Source organism: Streptomyces sp. NPDC049577 (assembly GCF_040675635.1).
Lineage (GTDB): Bacteria > Actinomycetota > Actinomycetes > Streptomycetales > Streptomycetaceae > Streptomyces.
Genome location: NZ_JBFAPH010000030.1, coordinates 22,626 through 31,433, shown reverse-complemented (window position 1 = coordinate 31,433; position 8,808 = coordinate 22,626). Strand labels below are relative to the sequence as shown.

Below are 8,808 nucleotides of genomic sequence, written 5' to 3'. Positions count from 1 at the left end.
CCTGTGGGGCCTCACCGCCGCCGCCGGCTACGGCTGCGCCGCCCTGTGCGCGGCACGCGCGTCCATACCCTGGGCCCGCGGCCCCGCCCTCGTCGAGCGCCCGCTCGGCGGCGCGGACGGTGTCGACGCTGTGACCAATTCTCATGTGCCTCAGCTTTCCCCGTGGGCCGGTTTTCTCCCCCCGCCCCCGCCCCTTCCCCTTTCCTTCGGGGTCCGGCCCCCGAACCCCCGCCCCACTTCCCCGCCGCGGCGGTGTTCAGCCGCGACGGCGGGTCCCGGCGGTGCCGTGCCGGCCGTCCGGTCGGGGCCGTGCCCCCTGGGACGCTGTTGCGGCGCGAGGGGGAGGCGAGGCGTTGCCTCACCTTTTCCCGCCGCGGCGGCGCTCAGCCACGACGCCGGATTCCGGCGGTGCCGGACCGGCCCTCCGGCCGGGGGCCGTGCGCCTGGGGCCGTCGCTCGTGCGCCGGACCCTCGCCCCGGTGGCCGGGCGCCGTTGCGGCGCGAGGGGGAGGCGAGGCGTTGCCTCACTTCTCAGCCACGACGGCGGGTCCCGGCGGTGCCGGGCCGGCCTCGGGGGCTCGCCCCGGTGGCCGGGTGCCGTTGCGGTGCGGGGGAGTGCGAGGCGTAGCCTCGTCTCACCCCGGAAGGCCGGGCGTACGTGCCCGGAAAGCATGGCAAACCCCGAAGCGGGCCGCAGGCCGGGCGGCCTGAGAGACTGGGCGGGATGAGTGAGACACCGATGCGCGCTCGTGCCGTGGTCGATCTGGCCGCGCTGCGGGACAACGTACGGGCTCTGAGGGCCCGCGCCCCCCGGGCGCAGATGATGGTCGTGGTCAAGGCGAACGCTTACGGCCACGGCGCGGTGCCGTGTGCCCGCGCGGCTCGCGAGGCCGGTGCGGAGTGGATCGGCACGGCTCTGCCGCAGGAGGCGCTCGCGCTGCGCGCGGCGGGGGACACGGGCCGGCTGATGTGCTGGCTGTGGACGCCCGGCGGGCCGTGGCGCGAGGCCGTCGAGGCGGACGTCGATGTCTCGGTCAGCGGCCTGTGGGCGCTGGAGGCCGTCACCGCCGCGGTGCGCGCCGCCGGCCGCCCGGCCAGGGTCCAGCTGAAGATCGACACCGGCCTCGGCCGCAACGGCTGCACCCCGGGCGACTGGGAGCAGCTGGTCACCGCGGCCCGCGCCGCCGAGCAGGCCGGGCTGATCAAGGTGACGGGCGTCTGGTCGCACTTCGCGTGCGCGGACGAGCCCGGCCACCCCTCGATCCGCGCGCAGCTGGCCGTCTTCCAGGACGCCGTGCGCTACGCGGAGCACGCCGGCCTCACCCCCGAGGTGCGGCACATCGCGAACTCCCCGGCGACCCTCACCCTCCCCGAGGCCCACTTCGACCTCATCCGCACCGGCGTGGCCGTGTACGGCATCTCGCCGAGCCCCGAGGTCGGCACCCCCGAGGACTTCGGGCTGCGCCCCGTGATGACGCTGACGGCGTCGCTCGCCTCGGTCAAGCGCGTGCCGGGCGGCCACGGCGTCTCGTACGGGCACACCTACGCGACCCCGGGCGAGACGACGCTCGCGCTCGTCCCGCTGGGCTACGCGGACGGCATTCCGCGCGCCGCCTCCGGCACCGGCCCGGTGCTCGTGGGCGGCAAGTGGCGCACGGTGGCCGGCCGGGTGGCGATGGACCAGTTCGTGGTCGACCTGGGCGGCGACGGCGCGGAGGTCGGCGACGAGGCCGTGCTCTTCGGCCCCGGCGACCGCGGCGAGCCCACCGCCGAGGACTGGGCCCGGGCGACCGGAACCATCGCCTATGAAGTGGTCACCCGCATCTCGTCCCGGGTCCCGCGCGTCTATGTCGGTGAGGGCGGGGAAGAACTGCCCGAGAGCCATGACGCGGGGGACACGGGGGGATCGGGATGAGCGAGGCCGACGGTACGGTCAGGGTGACGGGCGACGACGGCCTGGCCGCGGCCGCCCTGCGCCGGGGCGCGGGCGTCGCCGGGGCCGCGGTCGGTGTGCTGGCCGCCGGAGCCGCGGTCGGGGTGGCCGTGGAACGCCTGACGGTGGGGCGCGGCATGCGCCGCAAGGCCCGCCTCGCGCTCGACTCGTCCGGCCCCTACGGCACGCTGCGCGGCACGCCGGGCACGGCCGTCGCGGAGGACGGCACCGAGCTGTACTACGAGGTCGACGAGGTGCGGCCGGAAGCCGCCCCCACGCGCCGCGCGCGCCTCCTCGGGCGCCGCACGGCGCCTCCGGTGACCGTGATATTCAGCCATGGTTACTGCCTGAACCAGGACTCCTGGCACTTCCAGCGCGCCGGGCTGCGCGGCTCGGTGCGCATGGTCTTCTGGGACCAGCGCAGCCACGGCCGCTCCGGGACCGGCCACGGCGGCGAGCCGGTGAGCATCGACCTCCTCGGCCGCGATCTGAAGGCCGTCATCGACGCCGCCGCCCCCGAGGGCCCGCTGATCCTCGTGGGCCACTCGATGGGCGGCATGACGATGATGGCGCTCGCCGCCCACCACCCCGAGCTGATCGCCGAGCGCGTGATCGGCGCCGCTTTCATCGGCACCTCGTCGGGAAGAATCGCCGAGAACACCTACGGCCTCCCGGTCGCCGCCATGAACGTGGTGCGCCGCCTGCTGCCGGGCGCGTTCCGGCTGATGGCGGCCCAGCCCGAGATGATCGAGAAGGGCCGGCGGGCCACCGCCGACCTCTTCGCCGGCGTGATCAAGCGCTACTCGTTCGGCTCGCGGGACGTCGACCCGGCGGTGGCGCGGTTCGCCGAGCGCCTCATCGAGGGCACGCCGGTCGATGTGGTCGCCGCCTTCTACCAGGCGTTCGTCGAGCACGACAAGACCGGGGCGCTGTGCGCCTTCGACCACCGCCCGGTGCTGGTCCTCGCGGGCGAGAAGGACATGGTCACCCCGAAGGAGCACAGCCAGGCGATCGCGGACGCGCTGCCGGACGCCCAGCTGGTGATCATGCCCGGCATGGGGCACCTGGTGATGATGGAGCAGCCGGCGCTCGTCAACGAGCACCTGGCGGAGCTGATCGAGGCCGATCCGTCGCGTCCGGCGCTGGAGGACACGGCGAGCGGCTCGCCGCCCCCGTACCATCGGCGGATATGAACGCCCCGTACGACACCGGCACCGCCTCGGCCACGACGCTCACCGTGAAGTCCTCGGAGGACATGCGGGCCCTGGGCCGCAGGCTGGCGGCCCTGCTCCGTCCCGGCGACCTCGTGCTGCTCTCCGGAGAGCTCGGCGCCGGCAAGACGACGCTGACCCGTGGGCTCGGCGAGGGCCTCGGCGTGCGCGGCGCCGTCACCTCCCCCACCTTCGTGATCGCCCGCGTCCACCCGCCGCTCGGCGACGGCCCGGCGCTGGTGCACGTCGACGCCTACCGGCTCTCCGGCGGCCTCGACGAGATGGAGGACCTGGACCTCGACGTGTCGCTGCCCGAGTCCGTGATCGTGGTGGAGTGGGGCGACGGCAAGGTCGAGGACCTCTCCGACGACCGGCTCCGCGTCGTCATCGAGCGCGCGGTCGGCGCCGAGACGGCCGTCGACCCCGAGGACGGGGCCGAGGACGTCCGCAGCGTGACCATCACCGGGATCGGTGACCGCTGGCAGGGCGTCGACCTCTCGCCGCTGGGCTGACGGCGGTCCCGGACCGCCGACCGTTTCCGACAGGACGTCGGCAAGATGTTGCGCGGGCGGTGTCGCGCGTGGTCACATGGAGGACAGAGACACGGTTAGGTCTACCTAACCTTGCCCAGCTTCCCTGGAGGCACCATGCCGCTCGCAGCGGACCGCCCGGCGAACGAGCCGGAGGAGCGGGCCCCGTCCATGCGCGAACTCCTGGCGTCCTGCGCGGCGGCGGACGCGGTGTCGACCCCACCGCGCGAGCCGCACCCGTGCGAGGCCGAGGGCGACGGCGAGCAGGGCGAGCACGGCGGGGAGGGCCGGGAGCGCGACGCGGCGTGACCGCCCCGGGCTACGGGACGACGACGACCTTCGTGCCGTTCACCGCGAACTCCCACATCGCCCGGCCGTCCGCCGGCTGCTCCCGCACGCCGCCGGTCTTCTTCGGCGAGCCGGGGTTCGGCGACGAGCCGTCGACGGCCGCGCTGAAGCCGAAGACGATGCCGTTCGCGTCGCGGTGGAAGCGGACCACGTGCTCGACCGGGATCCCGTCCGACCCCACGCCGTTCGGGCTGCGCGAGGTCACCGGGTAGCTGCCCGGCGGCGGGCTGACCGTGCTGGGGGCGACCTCGAAGGTGCGGGTGGCCTTGCCGTCCGCGCCGACCAGCCACACGCGCTTCTGGCCCAGCGCGTAGACCACGCGCTTGCCCGTGCCGGAGGCGTCCGGCACCGGGTTGGGGTCCTTCACCGGGGCGCTGGGCGCCTGCGCCCCGCCCTTGCCGCCGGACGAGGCGGACGCGGAGGCCCGCGGGGCGGGCTTGTCCGGCGCGGCGTCGGCCTGGTACGCGAGGAAGCCGACCGCGGCCAGCGCCGCCGTGGTGAGCCCGGCCACGATGACCCCGGAGCTGCTGCGTGCCACCTGCGCACCCTTTCCCTTGAAAGCCCTGCGAAGCCCTGATAAGCGCTGAGAAGCCCTGGAGGGGGACGGTAGCACCACGTCGCGCCCCCGCCGCGCGCCCGCCCGGTCCGGCGTACCGCACCGGACGCCCCACGCGGCGCCGTAACCTTGTCATCGTGCTGCTGCTCGCTCTTGATACCGCAACCCCGGCCGTCACCGTCGCCCTCCACGACGGCGCATCCGTCGTCGCCGAGTCGAACCAGGTGGACGCCCGCCGGCACGGGGAGCTGCTGCTGCCCGCCGTCGACCGGGTGCTCGCCGAGGCGGGCCGCAAGCTGGACGAGGTGACCGGCCTGGTCGTCGGCGTGGGCCCCGGCCCCTACACCGGCCTGCGCGTCGGCATCGTCACCGCCGCCACCTTCGGCGCCGCGCTCGGCATCCCCGTCCACGGCCTGTGCACCCTCGACGGCATCGCCCACGCCGCCGGGCAGGCGGGCCTGGAGGGCGAATTCGTCGTCGCGACGGACGCCCGCCGCAAGGAGGTGTACTGGGCGCGCTACGCCGACGCCCGCACGCGCCTGACCGACCCCGCCGTCGACCGCCCCGCCGAGCTCGGCGAGCGCGTCGCCGGCGTGCCGGCCGTCGGCGCGGGCGCCGTCCTCTACCCGGACGCCTTCACCGAGGTGCGCGCCGACCTGCCGCAGCACCAGTCGGCGGCCGCGCTCGCCGCGCTCGCCGTCGAGAAGCTGCGCGCGGGCGAGGACTTCCTGCCGGACCAGCCGCTGTATCTGCGCCGCCCGGACGCGCAGGTCCCGGCCAACTACAAGGTGGTCACCCCCAAGTGACCCCGCTGCCCCCCGACCCGGCCGTGCGCGTCCGCGAGATGCGCTGGTGGGACATCGGCCCCGTACTGGAGCTGGAGCGCGCGCTCTTCCCGCACGACGCCTGGTCCAAGGGCCTGTTCTGGTCCGAGCTCGCCCATGCGCGCGGGGCGAACGCGAACCGCCGCTACCTCGTCGCCGAGCGGGACGACGGCCGCGTCGTCGGCTACGCCGGGCTCGCCGCCGTCGACGGCACCGGCGACGTGCAGACCATCGCCGTCGCCCAGGACCACTGGAGCACCGGCCTGGGCGCCCGGCTGCTCACCGAGCTGCTCGGCGCCGCGACCGCCTTCGAGTGCCACGAGGTGCTCCTGGAGGTCCGCGTCGACAACACGCGCGCCCAGCGCCTGTACGAGCGCTTCGGCTTCGAGCCGGTCGGCGTCCGCCGCAACTACTACCAGCCCGGCAACGTCGACGCGCTCGTCATGCGCCTCACCGATCCCTCCACCCCCTCCACCGCAGCGCAAGGAACACCCCATGGCTCGCAGGACTGACGAACCCCTCGTCCTCGGCATCGAAACCTCTTGCGACGAGACCGGCGTCGGCATCGTCCGCGGTCACACGCTGCTCGCCGACGCGGTCGCGTCCAGCGTCGACGAGCACGCCCGCTTCGGCGGCGTCGTCCCCGAGGTCGCCAGCCGGGCGCACCTGGAGGCGATGATCCCGACGATCCAGCGCGCGCTGAAGGATGCCGGGGTCGCCGCCTCGGACCTCGACGGCATCGCCGTCACCGCCGGCCCCGGCCTCGCGGGCGCCCTCCTGGTCGGCGTCTCCGCGGCCAAGGCCTACGCCTACGCCCTGGGCAAGCCGCTCTACGGCGTGAACCACCTGGCCTCGCACATCTGCGTCGACCAGCTGGAGCACGGAGCTCTTCCCGAGCCGACGATGGCCCTGCTGGTGAGCGGGGGCCACTCCTCCCTGCTGCTGGCGCCGGACATCACCTCCGACGTCCGCCCCCTCGGCTCCACCATCGACGACGCGGCCGGCGAGGCGTTCGACAAGATCGCCCGCGTCCTGAACCTCGGCTTCCCCGGCGGCCCGGTCATCGACCGCTACGCCCGCGAGGGCGACCCCGACGCGATCCGCTTCCCGCGCGGCCTGACGGGTCCGCGCGACCCCGCCTACGACTTCTCCTTCTCCGGCCTGAAGACGGCCGTCGCCCGCTGGATCGAGGCCAAGCGCGCGGCGGGCGAGGACGTCCCGGTGGCGGATGTCGCGGCGTCCTTCCAGGAGGCGGTCGTCGACGTCCTCACCCGCAAGGCGGTCCGGGCCTGCAAGGACGAGGGCGTGGACCACCTGATGATCGGCGGCGGCGTCGCCGCGAACACGCGCCTGCGCGCGATGGCGCAACGCCGCTGCGAGGACGCGGGCATCACGCTGCGCGTCCCGCGCCCGAAGCTGTGCACGGACAACGGCGCGATGGTCGCGGCACTGGGCGCCGAGATGGTCGCGCGGGGCCGCGCGGCGTCGTCCTGGGACCTGTCGGCGGACTCGTCCCTGCCGGTGACGGACCCGCACGTGCCGGGTGTCCATGCGGACGACCATGAGCACGGGCACGGGCACGATCACGACCACTTCCACGAGCTGAGCAAGGACAACCTGTATTCGTAGGCTCGGGGCGGCGGTCAAAGAGCGTCCCGAAAGCCGCCCGATCGGGCGGCCGTACGGCTGTGTGGGCCGGGTACGGTGAGCGCACGGATCAGAATCCGGCCATGGGAGAACATATGACCGCTGGTGACCCCGAGCGCCCCTTGATCCCGCAGCCGCCCGCCACCTCGGCAGCGCTGCGCCAAGCCGTCGCGAAGATCGCCCCCGCAGCCTTGCCCGCGTTCAACAGGGAAGCGGACGCTGCCGCTGACGAGGCGCGCCAGGGGGCGGACCTCGCCCCGTTGCGAAGGTTCGTGACTGCTTGGGCGGTGTACGTACAGATTCAGCGTCAGCCGCGTGTGGCGGCGCGTTTCCGCGAGCTGGAAGATCTTGTGGCCGTGGCGGAGGACGAGGCGCAGGTCCGTTCGGCTGCCGCCGAGCTCGGCAGGATCCTGGACGATGCCCACCAGGCAGTTGAGCGAGGGGAGCGTTGAGCGACGGCTGGCGCTGGACGTACGACCCCGACCATCGACATGTCGCAGGCGGTGTCCCGGCCACGGTGGCGACTGAGGTGGAACGGCTTGCCGGGCAACTCGTCGATCTCGCCGAGCTAGGGGTGGACCTCAGTGACGTGGGGGACGGGCCGCGCCGTGGTGGCCTGCGGAGGATGGACGTCTCGGGCGGGAACTTCTGGTTTCTGGCGGCCCCCCGGCTGCGATTGATCGTCATCACACGGATCATCCCGCCGTTCGACAGTCTTTGACCAGGGAAGGGGTGGCCCATGGGAGAAGCGGACTCTCAGCCGCCGGTCGGCTGGCGCTACTGCGGGGATCAGCTGAGGCTGTGGCGCCAGCGGGCGGGGCTGACGCGGGAGGCGCTGGCGGAGGAGGCCGGGTACGGCCTGGAGACCATCAAGTCCATGGAACAGGGGCGGCGCAGACCGACCCTGCGGGTGTTGCAGGTCGCGGACCAGATGTGCGGGGCGGGCGGGCTGCTGGAGGCCGCGCACAAATTTCTGCAGCCAGAACCGCCCCGGTCATCGGCGCAGGAGTACTTCCAATACGAGGCCGAGGCGATCGCTCACAGTTCGAGTGAGCCGGTACTCATCCCTGGACTGCTGCAGACCGAGAGAACCGCAAGGGCGCTGTTCGGAAAGTGCTGGCCTCCTGTGGAGGACGCGACCATTGAGGAACGGGTCGCCGTCAGGATGCGGCGTCAGTGCTTGCTGGAGAAGCAGTCGACAGCGTTCTCCTTCGTCGTCGGTGAGATGCCGCTGCGCCATCCGCTTGCGGATGTTGAGACCCACAGGGAGCAGCTGCACCACCTGTTGGACGTGAGCGCCCAGCGGAACGTGAACATTCAAGTCATGCCCAGTGGCGTCCACCAGTTGGGGCTCAACGGCTCGGTTGTCATGATGGAGCTGCCCAGCCAGGAGCGGATCGCCTACCAAGAAGGCAGCTTTGCCGGCGTGCTCGTGACTGAGCCGGAAAGGGTCCGCGACATCGCGCATGGGCTCGCGCTGATTCAGCAAATCGCCCTCAGCCCGGGCGAGTCCGCGCGTTTCGTCACCAAGCTGCTGGAGGAGCTGTGAACAGCACGTTGACGTGGTTGAAGTCCAGTTACAGCAATGCGCACGCCGACAACTGCGTCGAAGTGCACCCCGGGCCCCGGGAGATCCGCATACGGGACTCCAAGCGCGTCCCCGGCCCCGAACTGTCCTTCCCGCACGCCTCCTGGGCGACGTTCGTCGCCGCCCTCGCTCCCGAAGGCTGAGCTCCGGGCTCCGGGCTCTCTTTGCAAG

The 8,808-nt window shown here is 73.3% G+C and carries 12 protein-coding genes; 11 read left to right on the top strand and 1 reads right to left on the bottom strand.

All coding sequences use genetic code 11. The annotated features are described in order from the left end of the window. Window positions 1-724 precede the first annotated feature (724 nt). The 4 genes from alr to AB0K09_RS06550 all read left to right on the top strand — a co-directional run bounded on the left by alr (window position 725) and on the right by AB0K09_RS06550 (window position 3,983). On the top strand, window positions 725-1,915 hold the full coding sequence (alr, locus tag AB0K09_RS06565; protein ID WP_366064169.1) for an alanine racemase: 1,191 nt from the start codon (window positions 725-727) through the stop codon (window positions 1,913-1,915). After that, window positions 1,912-3,126, top strand: a complete 1,215-nt coding sequence (locus AB0K09_RS06560) for an alpha/beta hydrolase (RefSeq protein ID WP_366064168.1) — start codon at window positions 1,912-1,914, stop codon at window positions 3,124-3,126. The genes alr and AB0K09_RS06560 overlap by 4 nt, the downstream gene beginning before the upstream one ends. After that, a complete protein-coding gene (tsaE, locus tag AB0K09_RS06555; RefSeq protein WP_366064167.1) occupies window positions 3,123-3,656 on the top strand; it encodes a tRNA (adenosine(37)-N6)-threonylcarbamoyltransferase complex ATPase subunit type 1 TsaE in 534 nt (177 codons plus the stop codon). The genes AB0K09_RS06560 and tsaE overlap by 4 nt, the downstream gene beginning before the upstream one ends. A gap of 135 nt (window positions 3,657-3,791) precedes the next feature. Next, window positions 3,792-3,983 carry a hypothetical protein gene (locus AB0K09_RS06550; RefSeq protein ID WP_366064166.1) on the top strand — a complete coding sequence of 64 codons (192 nt, stop codon included), beginning with the start codon at window positions 3,792-3,794 and terminating at the stop codon, window positions 3,981-3,983. Between the two features lie 10 nt (window positions 3,984-3,993). Here AB0K09_RS06550 and AB0K09_RS06545 read toward each other — a convergent pair whose 3' ends face one another. Continuing rightward, window positions 3,994-4,560, bottom strand: coding sequence for a hypothetical protein (locus AB0K09_RS06545; RefSeq protein WP_366064165.1), 567 nt, complete (start codon window positions 4,558-4,560; stop codon window positions 3,994-3,996). Between the two features lie 155 nt (window positions 4,561-4,715). Between AB0K09_RS06545 and tsaB the strand changes: the two genes are divergently transcribed. The 7 genes from tsaB (at window position 4,716) to AB0K09_RS06510 (ending at window position 8,780) form a co-directional block, all read left to right on the top strand. Then, window positions 4,716-5,384, top strand: a complete 669-nt coding sequence (gene tsaB / locus AB0K09_RS06540) for a tRNA (adenosine(37)-N6)-threonylcarbamoyltransferase complex dimerization subunit type 1 TsaB (protein ID WP_366064164.1) — start codon at window positions 4,716-4,718, stop codon at window positions 5,382-5,384. Between the two features lie 38 nt (window positions 5,385-5,422). After that, the gene (gene rimI, locus AB0K09_RS06535) at window positions 5,423-5,914 is read left to right on the top strand and encodes a ribosomal protein S18-alanine N-acetyltransferase (protein ID WP_366064172.1); all 492 of its coding nucleotides are present in this window, start codon (window positions 5,423-5,425) and stop codon (window positions 5,912-5,914) included. Then, a complete protein-coding gene (tsaD, locus tag AB0K09_RS06530; protein WP_366064163.1) occupies window positions 5,898-7,031 on the top strand; it encodes a tRNA (adenosine(37)-N6)-threonylcarbamoyltransferase complex transferase subunit TsaD in 1,134 nt (377 codons plus the stop codon). The genes rimI and tsaD overlap by 17 nt, the downstream gene beginning before the upstream one ends. 113 nt (window positions 7,032-7,144) lie before the next feature. Continuing rightward, window positions 7,145-7,501, top strand: a complete 357-nt coding sequence (locus tag AB0K09_RS06525; RefSeq protein ID WP_366064162.1) for a hypothetical protein — start codon at window positions 7,145-7,147, stop codon at window positions 7,499-7,501. Next, on the top strand, window positions 7,498-7,770 hold the full coding sequence (locus AB0K09_RS06520; protein ID WP_366064161.1) for a hypothetical protein: 273 nt from the start codon (window positions 7,498-7,500) through the stop codon (window positions 7,768-7,770). The genes AB0K09_RS06525 and AB0K09_RS06520 overlap by 4 nt, the downstream gene beginning before the upstream one ends. A gap of 18 nt (window positions 7,771-7,788) precedes the next feature. Next, window positions 7,789-8,598, top strand: coding sequence for a helix-turn-helix transcriptional regulator (locus tag AB0K09_RS06515; protein ID WP_366064160.1), 810 nt, complete (start codon window positions 7,789-7,791; stop codon window positions 8,596-8,598). Then, on the top strand, window positions 8,595-8,780 hold the full coding sequence (locus AB0K09_RS06510) for a DUF397 domain-containing protein (protein ID WP_366064159.1): 186 nt from the start codon (window positions 8,595-8,597) through the stop codon (window positions 8,778-8,780). Before AB0K09_RS06515 ends, AB0K09_RS06510 begins: the two co-directional genes overlap by 4 nt. The last annotated feature ends 28 nt before the right edge of the window (window positions 8,781-8,808 follow it).

What these genes read in the sequence shown, in the direction of transcription:
- AB0K09_RS06525 (WP_366064162.1), top strand. Translation starts at nt 7,145, where the DNA reads ATGACCGCTGGTGACCCCGAGCGCCCCTTGATCCCGCAGCCGCCCGCC.
- tsaD (WP_366064163.1), top strand. Translation starts at nt 5,898, where the DNA reads ATGGCTCGCAGGACTGACGAACCCCTCGTCCTCGGCATCGAAACCTCT.
- AB0K09_RS06550 (WP_366064166.1), top strand. Translation starts at nt 3,792, where the DNA reads ATGCCGCTCGCAGCGGACCGCCCGGCGAACGAGCCGGAGGAGCGGGCC.
- AB0K09_RS06515 (WP_366064160.1), top strand. Translation starts at nt 7,789, where the DNA reads ATGGGAGAAGCGGACTCTCAGCCGCCGGTCGGCTGGCGCTACTGCGGG.
- alr (WP_366064169.1), top strand. Translation starts at nt 725, where the DNA reads ATGAGTGAGACACCGATGCGCGCTCGTGCCGTGGTCGATCTGGCCGCG.
- AB0K09_RS06560 (WP_366064168.1), top strand. Translation starts at nt 1,912, where the DNA reads ATGAGCGAGGCCGACGGTACGGTCAGGGTGACGGGCGACGACGGCCTG.
- tsaE (WP_366064167.1), top strand. Translation starts at nt 3,123, where the DNA reads ATGAACGCCCCGTACGACACCGGCACCGCCTCGGCCACGACGCTCACC.
- rimI (WP_366064172.1), top strand. Translation starts at nt 5,423, where the DNA reads ATGCGCTGGTGGGACATCGGCCCCGTACTGGAGCTGGAGCGCGCGCTC.